This window comes from Streptomyces sp. CNP082, assembly GCF_059570535.1.
The window spans coordinates 76,143-91,272 of the sequence record NZ_JCANSZ010000029.1; the positions used below are offsets into that span (position 1 = coordinate 76,143).

General features: G+C 69.6%; 11 protein-coding genes and 1 pseudogene. 3 read left to right on the forward strand and 9 right to left on the reverse strand.

Annotated features, from left to right (window positions below; all coding sequences use genetic code 11):
• Window positions 1-55: 55 nt before the first annotated feature.
• From B124_RS22405 to B124_RS22425, 5 genes are all read right to left on the reverse strand, one after another.
• Window positions 56-1,270, reverse strand: coding sequence for a restriction endonuclease subunit S (locus B124_RS22405; protein WP_496504705.1), 1,215 nt, complete (start codon window positions 1,268-1,270; stop codon window positions 56-58).
• A complete protein-coding gene (locus B124_RS22410; protein WP_496504706.1) occupies window positions 1,260-4,055 on the reverse strand; it encodes a type I restriction-modification system subunit M in 2,796 nt (931 codons plus the stop codon). Before B124_RS22410 ends, B124_RS22405 begins: the two co-directional genes overlap by 11 nt.
• Before the next feature lie 80 nt (window positions 4,056-4,135).
• On the reverse strand, window positions 4,136-4,876 hold the full coding sequence (locus tag B124_RS22415; protein WP_496504707.1) for an RloB family protein: 741 nt from the start codon (window positions 4,874-4,876) through the stop codon (window positions 4,136-4,138).
• Window positions 4,876-6,132, reverse strand: a complete 1,257-nt coding sequence (locus B124_RS22420) for an AAA family ATPase (RefSeq protein WP_496504708.1) — start codon at window positions 6,130-6,132, stop codon at window positions 4,876-4,878. Before B124_RS22420 ends, B124_RS22415 begins: the two co-directional genes overlap by 1 nt.
• 91 nt (window positions 6,133-6,223) lie before the next feature.
• A complete protein-coding gene (locus B124_RS22425) occupies window positions 6,224-6,853 on the reverse strand; it encodes a TetR/AcrR family transcriptional regulator (RefSeq protein WP_496504709.1) in 630 nt (209 codons plus the stop codon).
• 96 nt (window positions 6,854-6,949) lie between these two features.
• Between B124_RS22425 and B124_RS22430 the strand changes: the two genes are divergently transcribed.
• The gene (locus tag B124_RS22430; protein ID WP_496504710.1) at window positions 6,950-8,398 is read left to right on the forward strand and encodes an MFS transporter; all 1,449 of its coding nucleotides are present in this window, start codon (window positions 6,950-6,952) and stop codon (window positions 8,396-8,398) included.
• A 195-nt stretch (window positions 8,399-8,593) separates the two neighbouring features.
• Here the strand turns inward: B124_RS22430 and B124_RS22435 are convergent, their stop codons facing one another.
• A complete protein-coding gene (locus B124_RS22435) occupies window positions 8,594-9,157 on the reverse strand; it encodes a TetR/AcrR family transcriptional regulator (RefSeq protein WP_496504711.1) in 564 nt (187 codons plus the stop codon).
• Between the two features lie 82 nt (window positions 9,158-9,239).
• Here B124_RS22435 and B124_RS22440 point away from each other — a divergent pair, with 82 nt between their 5' ends.
• Together B124_RS22440 and B124_RS22445 are read left to right on the forward strand one after the other, a co-directional pair.
• The gene (locus tag B124_RS22440) at window positions 9,240-9,653 is read left to right on the forward strand and encodes an organic hydroperoxide resistance protein (RefSeq protein ID WP_496504712.1); all 414 of its coding nucleotides are present in this window, start codon (window positions 9,240-9,242) and stop codon (window positions 9,651-9,653) included.
• A 51-nt stretch (window positions 9,654-9,704) separates the two neighbouring features.
• Window positions 9,705-10,484, forward strand: coding sequence for a M23 family metallopeptidase (locus tag B124_RS22445; protein WP_496504713.1), 780 nt, complete (start codon window positions 9,705-9,707; stop codon window positions 10,482-10,484).
• 100 nt (window positions 10,485-10,584) lie between these two features.
• On the opposite strand, the gene B124_RS22450 is transcribed toward B124_RS22445, so the two are convergent.
• From B124_RS22450 to B124_RS22460, 3 genes and pseudogenes are all read right to left on the reverse strand, one after another.
• On the reverse strand, window positions 10,585-13,656 hold the full coding sequence (locus tag B124_RS22450) for a ThuA domain-containing protein (RefSeq protein WP_496504716.1): 3,072 nt from the start codon (window positions 13,654-13,656) through the stop codon (window positions 10,585-10,587).
• Between the two features lie 278 nt (window positions 13,657-13,934).
• On the reverse strand, window positions 13,935-14,804 hold the full coding sequence (locus B124_RS22455) for a sugar phosphate isomerase/epimerase family protein (protein WP_496504714.1): 870 nt from the start codon (window positions 14,802-14,804) through the stop codon (window positions 13,935-13,937).
• A pseudogene (locus B124_RS22460) lies at window positions 14,804-15,130 on the reverse strand (ABC transporter substrate-binding protein); the annotation flags it as partial. The pseudogene B124_RS22460 and the gene B124_RS22455, both read right to left, overlap by 1 nt.

Here is a 15,130-nt window from a genome sequence, read left to right on the forward strand (position 1 = left end):
GCTCCTGAAAGAAAAAGATGCAGCCATTGTAAGCCGAATTCCGGCCCATGGCCCTCTACGCCACCTTACCTACCGAAATCCGCCCACCCAGGAGGTCCCCGGCAACCGCCCGTCGCAGAGTCTTCAACCTAGCAATATTCTGCCGCCGCAACGAGAGCGCGGAACGTGCTGCATCCCAGGCCCTAACAAGCTCCCGTTGAACACCTAGAGGCGGAACGACAATTTGATGACAACCGAATTCCCGAGCACTAATATTCCGCTGCCCCACTTCACGGACATTCCGCGCAACCCAGGCGCAAAACTCGTCACCGCGCGTCCAAAGGAAAGCATATTCGGGTAGCATTTTCTCAGGGTCGACCCTAAAACGCACCAGATACCCGGCGAACGCGCAAACACCATCTGACTCTCGATAGAGATAAGACTTTCCGGTTGTGAATCCTGTACGAGCAATCAGCAAGTCGCCCTCACCAAGAAGATACGACCTCGCATTCACCCAAGGAAGGCTTGCCGCCATCGAGAGATCCGTTGACAGGAAACCTTGATCATCAATATCCGTAATTCGAACATACCGCGCCAACTCTAGGTTATGCGCCACGGCCGCCGCGTTACTGCCGTACGTTCCACCCCCGCGGCTCACATCACACAGGTTGACTTTAGCGTACTCATTCGCATGTCGGTCCAGTTGACCATTAATGATGCCGGCGAGCAGACGTTGCTCTTTCTCGAAGGCTGCGTTCTCGATAACGATCCGCTCATCGAGAGCGTCGAGCACCTCAACGATCCGACACTGATCATCTGCACTAAAATTGGGAACCCGCAACCGAGAGACAATAGACGCCGAGATCTTCACCATACTCTCAGACGTCCCCTGCGCTCTAGCTCTCAGCAAACAACGAACTTCGTCAGATCGCAGCAAGTGCTCCAGAAATCTAGGAGAAGTGTCCTTATTCGGACGAAGTCTCATCATCAGGTCAGGATAGATGCACGGCGAGCCCACATTGCGATACCTACCAACAAGGCCAACAAGCTCACGGGTGTTTGCACGACTCATGAGTAGATCATTTTCACGCAGTATCGCAGGGTGGTTAATACCGATACCTACCGGGGCATTCTTTAGCTGCCGAGGAATGAACCCGTCAAGCGTAAGGCAGCCAAGCCCCAACATTTGAACACCGGTCCAATCGACACTCTCAGTCGGCGAATAACCATTCCGGATCGAGCCATCGAGATAACGACTCAATGGAATTAGGCCGGATTGTTCATTGGACATAACCCAGCTCCCTCAGGAACCCCTCCAGCCGCTTCGCGGCAGCCGTCCTCCGGGTCTCGATGTCGCGGAGCGATACCGCGTACTTATCCTCCCACCGCCGGTACGCGTCGATCAACTCGCGCCGTCGCCGCACCACATGACCCTCCAGCTTCGCGGCCAGATCGTCGTGCAAAATGCCCAGCACCATATCCTGGCAGTCCGCCTCGTCCTGGGCGCGGTACAGCCGCGGGGTGGGCGGTTCCGCACCGCCAGCGGCGTCGGCCGCACCCTCGGCAGGGAGTACATCCAGGGCCGTCTGCCCCGACTCCGCTCCCGCCGCCTCCGCCGCCATCGGTACCGCGTCGGCCTCCGACTCCTTCCGTCTCGCCGCGGCCTTCTTCTGCTCTCCCGGGTCCAGCGGCCAGAACTCGTTTTCCAGCCCCTTCACCGCCTTGCCCGCCGCCGTCCGGTCCTTCTTGAGCTGCTTCAGCTCCTCCGGGCTCAGCAGCGCCTCCGCCACTGCCGGGTCCAGACCACCCCCGGCCTCGTCCGCATCGCTGCCGCCCTCCGCATCGCCCTCCCCGTCGCCCTCGCCCCCGGCGGTCAACACGCCCGCCTCCGCTGCCTTGCGGGCGGCCTCCGCCTCCTCCGCCGCCTTCACCTTCGCGTCCAGATCCGCCTTCCGGCGGTCCGCCTCCGCCAGGTCCGCCGGGAACTCGGGGTCGATCCGGGCGACCACCTTGTGGTCGTACGCCTGCCGCCGCTCCGCCCCCGACCGCTTGCGGGCGCCGCCCGTCCAGGGGTCCGGCTCCGGGGCCAGCATCGTCTCGACCGTCTCCACCCACCCGGCGACCACCCCCTCGAAGCCGCCCACGAGCAGAGCCTTCAGGTCGTTCTTCGCCTCGTGCCACCAGCCGGCCACCGCGCCCGCGAGCGCATGCTCATCAAGCAGCCCCACCCCCAGCAGGTGGTCACGGAACGAATCGATCAGCTCCGCCCGCAGCCGCGCCAACTGCCCCCGCTTCTCCCGCTCCGTCCGGTCGTCACCGTCACGCGGAACCAGTGCAGCGATCTTCTCGGCCTCCGCCTCCCACCACTTCCCGAACGACTCCCGCAGCGCCCGCTCCCGCTTCTCCGCCAGCCCGGTCAGACGTTCGGCGTCGGGGCGGCGGTCCTCCGGGAGGAAGTCGACGTACGCGGAATCGGCCATGCCGGACTCGTCCACACGCTCGGCGAAAAGATCACCGATCCGCACCCCGTACGCGTCCAGCAGCGGCTTCTGTGCCTCGATCTCCGCCTTCGGCACCCCGCCCTCCAGGTGGGCCCGCACGTCCTGTGGCTCGGGCGGCGGGGTGTTGTCCACGTACCTGCGGATGTTGAGGTTGAAGTCGTTCTCGGCCAGGGTCTTCCGGGTGACGACGGCCGAGAACCGGTCGACCTCCGCGAAGTCGTGGAACGTCGAGACGATCTTCTCCACATGCTCCGGGAGCAGCACGTTCTGCGCCCGCTCGGCGTGGAACTCCCGGTCCGCGTTGATGAACAGGACCTTCTCCCTCGGGTCCGGCCCCGGTTGCCCGTCCCTGCCCTCGCGCCGCTTTTTCGCTCCCGTTGCCCGCAGCACCAGCACGCACGCCGGGATGCCGGTGCCGTAGAAGAGGTTGGGGGCGAGGCCGATGACCGCTTCCAGCAGATCGCTCTCCACCAGTTTCTTCCGGATCTCCTGCTCCGCCCCGCCGCGGAACAGCACCCCGTGCGGCATGACCGTGAAGACCGTGCCCTTCCGCCCTTCGACCATGTGCAGCATGTGCTGGAGGAACATGAGGTCGGCCTTGCCACGCTCCGAGGTCTGGCCGTACGGCATCCGCTCACCAAGGTGAAGCACGTCCGCCGCGCGCCAGTCCATCGAGAAAGGCGGGTTGCTGAGCACGATGTCGTACGACTCGTCCAGATGCTGCGGTGTGCTCAGGGTGTCGCCGGTTTTCAGGCTGTACTCGTGGGCGCCGTGGAAGAGCATGTTCATGGTGGCCATGACCCACGACCCGCTGTTGGCGTCCTGACCCGCGAGGGCGAGGTCGTCCGGCTCCTCACCGTGCTCCTCCACGAACTCCCGGGCGTGGATGAGCATGCCGCCGGAGCCGACGCAGGGGTCGTAGATGTGGTCTCCCGCCGCCGGCCGGGCCAGCTCGACCATCATCCTCACCACGGCGCGCGGGGTGTAGAACTCACCGCCCTTGGCGCCCGCGGAGTCGGCGAACTCCTTCAGCAGGTACTCGTATGCCGCACCGATCACATCCGGGAACTCGAAGTCGTCGCCGCGCAGCCGCAAACTGCCGAAGTGCTCGATGAGGGCCGTGAGCCGTTTGTCCGCCAGTTCGGCGGAGGCTCGGCCGTTCCCGCCGCCGCCGATGCGGTTGAAGTGCACGTGGCCGAAGAGACCGCGCAGCCCCTCGTTGCCCTTCTGCTGCTCCAGCTTGTCCAGCGCGGGTTGCAGGTATTTCGAGGCCACGTCGCTGACGCCGGTCGCCAGCCACTCCCAGCGAGCCTCCGGGGGGACGTACATGACCTTTCGGACCACGTAGTTCTTCGGGTACGCGGCCTCCTCGGCGGCTTCCTCCTCCGACGCCCCCTCCGCGAGGGCTTCGGCGACGATCTCTTCCCGGGCGGCGTCGAACTCGTCGTTCACCCGCTTCAGAAAGAGCAGGACCAGGATGAAGTCCCGGTACTCGGCAGCGTCCATCGTGCCGCGCAGGATGTCCGCCGCCGCGAAGAGGTGGCGCTCCAACTGGGCAAGCGTGATCTTGGCCACGTAAGACTCTCCCCTGGTCCTGATTCCCTCCGTCCCGGGCCGCCCGCGGGCCGATGCGCCGGGCCCGGCACCCCCGCAGCTTAGTAGCCGCTGAGCAGCAGCCCGTCCTCGACGAAGCGCCACACGTCGGTGTACGGGTCCCAGTGGTCAGGGTTGTCCGAGGCGTGTCCCTTGTTGATCTTCTGTGCGTACTTCTTGGCCTCGGCGTACCGATCCCTGTCGTCATCCTGGAGGATCTGCTCGGCCTTGACGTGTTTCGACTGCGTCTTGTTGACCCGCTGCACGTTCTTCCCGTACGTCTGCGCGAAGCCGGGCTGCCGGCGCAGCCGGTCGCTCGCGTCGTCGCACACCCCGCCGAACGTGCTGGTGTAGTTCTGGTAGTGCAGCAGCCGCCACAGTTCGAAGCACGGATGGGAGTATGCGACCCGCACACCCTCGTCCTTGGCGAGGTTCATGGCACGGTGGATGGCCGGGTGGTCGTCGCGGTCGAAGAGCACCCACACCTGCGGCCAGTTCCAGTCCTTCTTCTTGTTCAGCCCGCTCGCCTGGGCCTCGCGCTCCTTCTGGCGCAGGGTGCGGACGGCCTTCTGCACCAGCGGAAGGGGCTTGCGGTACTGCGAAGGGTCGCGCGTGTTCTCGTAGTGGACCTGCACACTCCGGCCGGCCTGGGCACGCACACCGTGTTCCACGATGATGTCGATGTACTCCGGCTCGGTGACCTCACCCTCGGTGAAGACGTACACCTGCCGCGGACGCTTCTCCAGGCCCTTCGCGCCGTGCTTCTTCCGGTGAAGATCGTCCCCGCCCCTGGCCTTGGCCATCAGCCCTCTTCCGCCTCCGTCTCCGACATCGCATCCGCGTGGAGGAGCCGCCTGCCGACCTGCCCCTCGGTCACCTTGGGTACGCCCCCGAAAGAACCGGCCAGGTAGGAGGCCATCAGGTCCTCTTCTTCACCCGGCTCCCAGTCCGAGACCGGGAACAGCTCGGTCGCGCCGCGCTTGTCCTTCTGCGTCAGCCACACCTGTCCGGGGTCGAGCAGCCGGCCGCCGCCGGGGGTGCGCATGAGGGACGGGTCGTGTGCGGTGAAGACGAGCTGCGCCCCCCTGGGATTCACCCAGGGAGTCTGGAAGAGACGCACCACCTCGGCCGCGAAACGCGAGTGCAGGCTGGAGTCCAGTTCATCGACGAGCAGGATCGCCCCCCGGTCGAGCGCGAGGAGCACCGGGCCGATCAGCGCGAACCACGACCGGGTCCCGAAGGATTCCTGCGCCCAGTCCAGCGGCACCGCCTCCGTGCCCTCGCCGGCGTGTCGCAGGCGCACCTGTGGCCGGCCGTCCTGGGCGCGCTCCACTTCGGCCCCGGCGATGCCGAGGTCGGCGACGCGCAGGAGTTCTTCCACCCGGTGCCGGGCCTCCTCGCTCTCCAGCAGCCGTCGGGCCGTGTACGCCTCTCGCTGCTCGCGCTCCGTTTCCGGGGTCACATCCCAGAGCCTGCTGAACCAGTCGTAGACGGGGGTGAGCTGGGGGTGGCCGTCGTTGGCCGCGCGGGTGAGCAACAAAGCGTTGGCCCGCGTGGTGCGGGCGAGGAGGTTCCTGTCGTGGAGGCGGCCGGCCGGGAAGTCGTAGACCCGTTCCCGGGAGGCGTCTCGTTCGTACCAGGTCCGCCGCTGGCCCTTGGGGTACTCGTAGAGCCACTCCGCCTCCACGCGGCGGCGGCTGAGTTCGAAGCCGTACGTCCAGCGCACGTGGTCCAGGACGAAGTCCACTTCGTAGTACGTGTTCTCAGCGGCGGCCTCGGGGTCGAGAGCGAACTCCTCACGCGGGATGGCGTCCTTTGACGTCCAGTCCGCGTACGAGCTGAGGACCGCTTCGGTCATCTTCTTCAGCGCTTTGATGACGTTGGACTTGCCCGAGGCATTCGCACCGAAGATCCCGAGCACGGTGTAGACCGGCAGGTGCGTGTCGTCAGAGAGACGGATCCGGCGGGCGGCCGTCCCCTCGTCGCCGGGCGCGACGAAGGACAGCTCCTGCACGTCGCGCAGCGACCGCACATTGGCCGCGCGGAACCTCAGCAGCATGCCGCCTCCCTCACGGTCCACAGCGTATCGGGGCTGATCGGCCTGCGCTCGCCGCTGTGCGGGACTCTTGCGCCGGGGCGGACACCGGCCCTCACACGACGTACGCCCCCTCCCGCGCCGCCACCGCCGCCGCCTGGGCGGCGCGGTCGGCGGCTTCGCGGTCGAGGGGGTCGCCGCTGGCGAGCATGCGGTAGTACAGGGGGGCGGAGACGGCGCGGACGACCTCGTACGGGTCCGTCCCCTCGGGGAGTTCGCCGCGGGCCACCGCCTGCTCGACGCAGGGGGCCCACTCCGCGATGCGGACCTCGTAGAAGCGGTGCAGGGCCGTCGCCGTGCGTTCATCGCAGGTGGCCGCCGCGATCATCGCGCGGAACAGCGCGCCCTGCCGCGGGTCGGTGAGGGTGTCCAGGACGAGGCGGGCGTTGGCGCGCAGGTCGCCGAGGAGGGTGCCGGTCTCGGTCCGCGGCACCGACTGCTCCGCCATGTCCACGAGCAGGTCGGCGATGAGCGCGGTGGCCGAGCCCCAGCGGCGGTAGACGGTGGTCTTGCCGACCTCGGCGCGGCGGGCGACGTCGGCGAGGTCGAGGTGGGCGAAGCCCTGTTCCGCCAGGGCGTCGCCGGCGGCCCTGAGGACCGCCGCGCGGACCCGTGCGGTACGGCCGCCGGGCCGCAGGGTGCCGGGGTCGTGGGCGGATTCCGTATCCGGCTCTGCCGCTGCCATTAATGGACCTCCAGTTTCATTAGCTGCGGATCCCTGCTACCTTCGACTCCAGCTTAACGGAACATAATTCCCGTTAACCCGTCGAAGGGAACCTCCATGTCCGTGCTCGACCAAGCCGCCGGCGCGCCCCCTGCCACCGCGCCCCGTATGATCGGGCGGCAGAAGCTCGTGCTGACGCTCCTCCTCGGCGCCCAGTTCATGGTCGCCGTGGACTTCTCCATCCTGAACGTCGCCCTCCCCGTCATCGGTGCCGGCCTCGGCTTCCCCCTCGCCCGCCTCCAGTGGATCGCCACCGCCTTCGCGCTCGCCGCCGCCGGCTTCACCCTCCTCTTCGGCCGTATCGCCGACCTCTTCGGCCGCAAGCGGCTCTTCCTCGGCGGCATGGCCCTGCTCGGGCTCTCCTCCGTCCTCGGCGGCCTCGCCACCTCCCCGGAGATGCTGCTCGTCGCCCGCGTACTGCAGGGCCTGGCCACCGCCGCCGTCACCCCCGCCGGGCTGTCCCTGCTCACCACCGCCTTCCCGGAGGGGCCGCTGCGGCAGCGGGCCCTGGGGCTCAACGGGGCGCTGATGTCCGCCGGGTTCACCGCGGGCGCCGTGCTCGGCGGGCTCCTGACCGACCTGCTCTCCTGGCGCTGGGCGTTCCTCATCAACGTGCCCGTGACCGCCGCGATCCTCGCCGTCGCCCCCGCCGTCATCGCCGACTCCCGCCCCGCCGGCCGCCCACGGCTCGACGTCCCCGGCGCGGTCGCCGTCACCGGCGGTCTGCTCGCCGTCGCGTACGGGCTCACCCACGCCGGCGAAGCCGGCTGGACCCGGCCCGGCACACTCGCCGCGCTCGGCACCGGCGCCGTACTGCTCACCGGATTCTGGTTTATCGAGAAGCGGGCACAGAAGCCGTTGGTGCCTGTACGCATCCTCAAGCGGCCCACCGTCGTGTGGGGCAACGCCGCCGGTCTCGTCGCCTTCCTCACCGAGACCTCCCTCGTCTTCCTCCTCACCCTCTATCTGCAGGAAGTCCTCGGCTACACCCCGCTCGCCACCGGCCTCGCCTTCGGCGTCCTGGGCCTGGGCACCGTCCTCGGCGGCACCCTCGGCGGGCGCGTCGTCGGCCGCTTCGGCAGCCGCGCGACCATCGTCTACGGCGGCGTGGCCCAGGCCGTCGCCACCGCGGCGCTGCTCGCGCTCGGCACCTCCGGCGCGTGGATCTGGCTGCTGCTGGCGGCGACGTTCGCCGGCGGGGTCGGCAACATGCTGGTGATCACCGGCTTCATGGTCACCGCCACCTCGGGGCTGCCCGACTCGGAACAGGGCCTGGCCACGGGCCTCGCGACGATGACCCAGCAGGTCGGCATCACGATGGGAATCCCGGTGATGAGCGCCCTGGCCACCGCCCGCATCACCGCCGCCGGCGGCGAGGGGCCCGAGGCCGTGCTGTCCGGGGTCAGGGCCGCGGTCGGCGTCAACGCCGCGCTCGCCCTCGCGGGGGCCCTGGCCGCCGGGGCGCTGCTCGGGCGGCGGCGGAAGCCGGCGGCGCCGGGCCGATGAGTTCGCCGAGGACCCGGCGGAGCCGGCGGGCGCGGACGGCAGGGAGAGCGCAGGCGCCGACGGGAGTTGAGCGTGACCGCAACCAGACAGCGGGCCCCCTGCGCCACGAGGCGTGCAGGGGGTGCGTTCCGGCTGCGCCCCAGGGTCCGGGCTCCGGGCGGCAGGCGCCCGGCGGCCCGCGTCAGGCGGCCCGCGTCAGGCGGCCCGCTGGGCCAGCACCCGCTCCACCGCGTCGCGCGTCAGCTTCCGCACCTCCGCCGCGTCGTCCAGGTCGTTGCCCACGACGAGCCCGTCCCGCAGCACCAGCAGCAGGTCCGCCGTGCGCTCCGGGTCCGGGTGCCCGTCCGCGGCCAGCAGGTCGCGCATCAGCCCGCGGAACCACCGCCGGTAGTCCGCCACCGCGCGGCGCACCGGGTGGTCCGGGTCGGGGTACTCGGCGGCGGTGTTGATGAAGGGGCAGCCGCGGTACCCGGGCCCCGCGCCCGCGGCGCCGATGTAGTCGTAGACCGCCAGCAGCGTCTCCCGCGGCGGGCCGGCGAGCGCCGCGGCGGCCTGCTGCTGGCTCCGGCACTGCTCGGTCACGTATGCCGCGACGAGGTCGTTCTTCGTACGGAAGTGGTGGTAGAAGGTCGCCTTCGCCACGCCCGCCTCGGCGATGATCCGGTCGATGCCCACCGTGTGCACGCCCTCGGCGTAGAAGAGCCGGGTGGCGGCGTCGAGGACGCGGCTGCGGGCGGGGGATTTCGGCGGTGCGCTCACGCCTTGACAGTACCAGACAGGTCTGTCTAGGCTGAGCGCAACCAGACAGAATGGTCTGTATATATCCCAGAGAGGCTCTCCCATGAGCGTTCTGTACACCGCCGTCGCCACCGCCAACGGCCGCGACGGCCGCGGCGCCACCTCCGACGGCAAGCTCGACGTCAAGCTCGCCCCGCCGGTCGAGATGGGCGGGAGCGGCGAGGGCACCAACCCCGAGCAGCTCTTCGCCGTCGGGTACGCCGCCTGCTTCACCAGCGCCATGGGGCTCGTCGCCAAGGGCATGAACCTCGACGTCTCCGACGTCTCGACCACCGCCGAGGTCGGGATCGGCCCCAACGGCTCCGGCGGCTACGGGCTGGAGGTCACGCTGCGGGTGGAGATGCCCGACACCATCTCCGCCGAGCAGGGCCAGAAGCTGCTGGACGCCACCCACCAGGTGTGCCCGTACTCGAACGCGACCCGCGGCAACATCCCGGTACAGCTCGTCGTGGAGTGATCCCGGCGCGCCGTTGCCCGGACGGGGCCGGGACGCACCTAGCGTGACGCCGTGCCCACGAGACGTCACCCCCTTCCCCGAAGGCGGCGCACCGCCGTCGCCGCCGCCCTTGCCGCCGTGCTCGCTGCCCTCGCGGGAGCGGGCACGGCGGGCGCCGCACCCGCCGCCCCGGCCAACGCGCCGGTCAACGCGCCGGCCACCGCCCCGGCCGGCACGCCGTCCGCGTACGCCGCGCAGGCCCCCGGCGCCGTGCCCGCGGCGCCGAAGCCGCGCACGTACCGCGTACGCAAGGGCGACACCCTCAGCGCGATCGCCCGCAAGCTGCGGGTGCCGCAGCGGCAGTTGTACAAGGCCAACAGATCTGTGATCGGCGCCGATCCAAACCTCCTGCGGCCCGGCCAGGTCCTCGTCGCGCCCGCGCGCGGCTGGGCCGCCCCGGTCACCGTCGAGTACCGGATCTCCGCGCGCTACGGCATCCCCGGCGACGCCTGGATCGCCGGCCACCACACCGGCGTCGACCTCGCCGTGCCCACCGGCACCCCGGTGTACTCCGTCGGCCCCGGCACAGTCCACCGCACCTCCACCGAGGGCGCGTACGGCAATCACATCCTGGTCCGCATGTCCGACGGCCACTACGTCCTCTACGCCCACCTCGACCGGATGTCCGTCGCCGAAGGCGACCGCGTCACCGGCGGCACCCGGATCGGCGCGTCCGGCAACACCGGCAACTCCACCGGGCCCCACCTGCACCTGGAGGTGCGCACGGGCACCGACTACGGCACGGACATCGACCCCGTCGGCTACCTCGCCGAGTACGGCGTCAACATCTGAGCACCCCCGAACGCAGCACCATGCACCCAGCGCCACGCGCACACAGCGGCGCCCCGGGCCTCACCGCCCGGGGCGCCGCCGTCCGTTCACCTCCCGGTGACTAGCCCAGCGTCACCGAGTCGACGTCGAACGAGTTGTTCTGCGGCGAGGTGAACCGCAGATACAGCTTGTGCGACCCCGCCAGCGCCTCGACCGGCACCGCCGCCGTGGCCTGGTAGTTGTCCCAGCCCCCGGTGTTCGGCACCGGCGTCGTCGCCAGCAGTTGCCCGTCCGGGGCGTCGGCGCGCAGTTCGATGGCGCCCACCCCGTACGGCGACGAGAGCTTGTACGAGACCTGGCTCATGCCCTCGACGGACATCGGTTCGAAGGCGATCCAGTCGCCGTCGGAGACGTCGCCGATGCGCTTGCCGTTCTCGGCGCCCGCCTGGCTGATGATCCGGGTGCCGGACTGGTCGTCGTAGTACTCGGCCTGCTTGTGCTTGGGCTGCAGGACCGACTTGGCGTACCCGGTCAGCGAGCCGGCGCCGTCGCCGCCGCCGTCCTCGTAGCGCGCGTTGAGGACGTACGTCAGGTCCGCGCCCTCCGGGTGGCCGCCGAGGTCACCGGTGTCGACGGTGCCCTCGCAGCCCGGCAGGTCGGTCGTCGCGTGCTCGTGGTCGTCGTGCCCGAGGGCCGGGTTGACGAAGACCTTGGAGCAGTCGATCTCGCCGTCCTCCGGGTCGGTGACGGTGACCTTGTACGGGACCTGGTCGCCGAACTCGATCGCCTTGCCGTTGACCGGGGTCTCGATCGTCACCTCGGGCGCGGTGTTGCCCGCCGTGATCGGGATGTTGGCGTAGCCGGTCTTGCCGGTGGAGTCGGTGACCTTGAGCTGGGCGGTGAAGTCCCCTGCCGTGTCGTAGGTGTGGCTGGGGTCGGCCTCGGTGGAGTCGAAGGTGCCGTCGCCGTCGAAGTCCCACTCGAAGCTGAGCGCGTCGTTGTCGGCGTCGTGGGAGCCCTCGGAGGAGAAGTCGACCGCCAGCGGCACGGGCCCGTTGGTGACCGACGCGGTGGCCTTGGCGACCGGGGCGCGCTTGCCCTGGCTGTAGTCGATGCGGTAGAGCCCCGAGTCGCTGTTGCCGCCGCCGAACGCGCTGCCCCACTCCAGGACGTAGAGCGAGCCGTCCGGGCCGAAGGTCATGTCCATCGGCTTGGTGAACTTCGCCGAGGACAGGAAGTCGTTGATCTTCAGCAGCTCCTCGTTGTCGTCGAAGCGGATCTCCTTGACGTAGTTGCGGGTCCACTCGTAGAGGAAGCTCGCGCCGTCGAAGTACTCGGGGAACTTCGTCTCGGAGGGGTTCTTCGGGTCGTAGTTGTAGACCGGGCCGCTCATCGGGCCGGAGCCGCCCTCGCCCATCTCCGGGAAGGTCTCGGAGGGGCCGTAGCCGTACCAGATCTCCGGCATCTGGACGTCGGGCAGCTCGGTCAGGCCGGTGTTGTTCGGCGAGGGGTTCGTCAGGTTGTCGCAGTCGAACTTCTCGCCGACCTCGCCGGTGTCCGGGTTGTACGGGGCGTAGGGCTGGTTGTTGCCGTGGCAGAACGGCCAGCCGAAGTTGCCGGGCTGCTTGATGACGTTGTACTCGACCATGCCCTCGGGGCCGCGCTCCGTCGTCGGCAGCCCGCGGTCGGGGCCGTAGTCGGAGACGTGCACGTAGCCCGTCTCCTGGTCGACGGTGAAGCGGAACGGGTTGCGGAAGCCCATCGCGTAGATCTCGGGACGGGTCTTGTCGGTGCCCTGGGCGAACATGTTGCCCTTGGGGATGGTGTACGTGCCCTTCTGGGTGGGCTTGATCCGCAGGATCTTGCCGCGCAGGTCGTTGGTGTTGCCCGCGGTCCGCGCCGCGTCCAGCATCTCCTCGCCCTCGCGCCAGTCGATCGGCGAGTAGCCCTGCCAGTCGGGGCTGAGGTTCGGCGGCACGTCGTCGCCGGTGCCCAGGTACAGCGTGCCGTCGGGGCCGAACTCGACGGCGCCGCCGGTGTGTCCGGGCTCGGGGTAGGTGCGGTCCCGGTACGCGGGCACGTCGAGCAGCTTCTTCTCGCTGGCGGTGTCGAGCTTGCCGTCCTGGATCGTGAAGCGCGACAGCCGGTTGACGTCGTCGGGGCTGTCGGCCGGGGCGTAGTAGAGGTAGATCCAGCCGTTCTTCAGGAAGCCCGGATCCAGCTCCATGCCGACGAGGCCGTCCTCGCCGCCGGTGTAGACGTCGAGCTTGCCGGCGGTGGTGGTCTGGTGGGTGGCCGGGTCGAAGACCTGGACCTGGCCGGCGCGCTGGACGTAGTAGACGCGGCCGTCCTTGGCCACGTCCAGCTCCATCGGGTCGGCGGTGTCGTCGTCGAGGGTGACCTTCTCGTAGCCGTCCCAGACCGTGCCGCCGCAGTCGCCGGGCTCGGCGCCGGCGGCCCACTTCACGCCGCCGATGACGTGGTCGCGGAACTCCGGCTCGCTGTACGAGGCGGAGTCGTGGCCCATGGCGGTGGCCCAGACCTTGCCGCCCTCGGCGTTGCGGCACCAGGAGATGGGGTGGTCGGCGCCCATGGCGTCGCCGCCCGGGTTGTACGTCGTCTCGTCGGCGGTGACGAGGACGTGCACGTCGCCGCGGGGGTTGGCGTCGAAGTTGTACCACTCCTCGGGGCGCTCCCAGCGCTCGGGCAGGCCCTTGGTCGAGGGGTGGACGGTGTCGGCGACCTTCGCGGTGCCCTGCAGCACGCCGGGCGAGTGGCTGGGCATGTGGGCGCCGCCGTTGATCAGCTCGTCCCACCACGGGAACTCGTTCTCGATCCCCATGTCGAGCGTGTTGTGGATGGCCGCGACGCCGCCGCCGTTCTTCACGTACGTCTGCATGGCGGCGCGCTGCTCGTCCGTGTCCCAGACCATGCCGGAGTTCTGCAGCATGATGATGACGTCGTACTCGGCGAGCGCGGCGTCGTTGAAGACGGTCGAGTCGTCGGTCTGGTCGACCTCGAACCCGTTCTCCTCCGCCTCCTCCTGGACCATCTGGATGCCCGCCGGGATGGAGCCGTGGACGTACCCGACGGCCTTGGTGAACAGCAGCGCCTTGAAGGCGGGCGCCTTCTCGGCCGCTGATGACGGCAGTGCGGTGAGTGCGAGCAGGACGGCGGCCAGCAAGGTGACCACCGATCTGCCTATGTCACGAGCATGACAGCTCACGCGTCGATCCTCTCCTTCGGTGTGCGGAATGTGTTGGGCGTACCGGTCGGTGAGAGGGGGGTCGTGGGGCGCGATGCGCGCTCGGGCGCGCGCAGGGGTGGCCCGCCGGGCCCGGATCGGGGGCCGGGACCTCCGGGCCCGGCGGCGTGTGACGCGGGGGTGCTAGTGGTGCGTACGGTGCGTACGCGGTCAGGGTGCGTACGGGATGGCGGGTACGGCCGGAGAGTCGGATACGGCCGGGTACGTCAGGTGCGTAACGCGGCGCGCAGGAAGGCGAGGCCGTCGACGGCGATGGCGTCCTGGCTCGGCGCCAGCGCCCGCCACACCGACGCGGCGACCGCGATGGTCGCGTTGTGCGCCGTAAACGACTCGATGCACAGCGGGCCGCGGTAGCCCGCCTCGTCCAGCGCCCCGAGGAAGCCGGGCCAGTCCAGGTGGTCCGCGCCGGGTGCGCCGCGGTCGTTGGCGCAGACCTGGACGTGCGCGATGCGGCCCGCCGCGGCGCGTACGGCGCCGGGCAGGGAGTGCTCCTCGATGTTCTGGTGGTAGGTGTCGAGGGCGACGCCGATCGTCTCGCCGGGCAGCCCGTCCAGCGCCGTCACGGTCTGCGCGACGGTGTTGAGCAGGCTCGTCTCGTACCGGTTGAGCGGTTCGACGGCCAGCAGCACCCCGGCAGCCGCGGCGTGCGCGACGACCGGCGCGACGTTGTCCCGCCACTCGGCGTACGCCGCCGTCCGCTCGTCCGCGTCCATCCGCCAGGTCCGGCCCACCGCCGCGTACATCGGCCCGGCGACCACCGGCGCGCCGATCTCCCGCGCCGCGTCCACGCACCGGCGCAGATAGTCCTGCGTCGTACGGACCGACAGCGGCTCGGCGCGGACGAGCCCGCGCTCCGGCGGCATCACGGCCACCACCGCGGCCGGCGCGAGGCCGTTGGCGTCGAGCAGCTTCGCCGCGGCGGCCGGCTGCCAGTCACCTGGCTGCTCCAGCGGCAGCTCCGCGCAGTCGAACCCCCAGCCCGCCAGCCGCGGGAGCACCGCGGCCAGCGCGCGTTCGGTCACCGGGGAGTGCCAGATCCACGGGTTGGCGCCGATCAGCCGTCTTCCGGCCGGCATTATTCGCCGCCCCAGTCTTCGGGGTAGCCGGGCAGGTCCTCGCAGCCGCAGGCGCCGTAGTGCAGCGGGGGCATGCCTTCCCTGTAGTACTCGTCGAAGTTCTCCTCGGTGACGACGGGCTGCGGAAGCGTCCACTCCTTGGGCACCTCTTCGCCGTTGAGGATCTTCAGCGCGGCGATCACGGGCGTGCGCCACTGGAACGTCGGGTACGTCGGTGCGATGGCGGTCAGGTCCTTGTCCTGCCACGCCTGGAGGAAGTCCTGCTGGTCCTCGCCCGTGATCGGCGGGATGTCCTCGCCCGCGTCCTCGAACGCCTCGACCGCGGC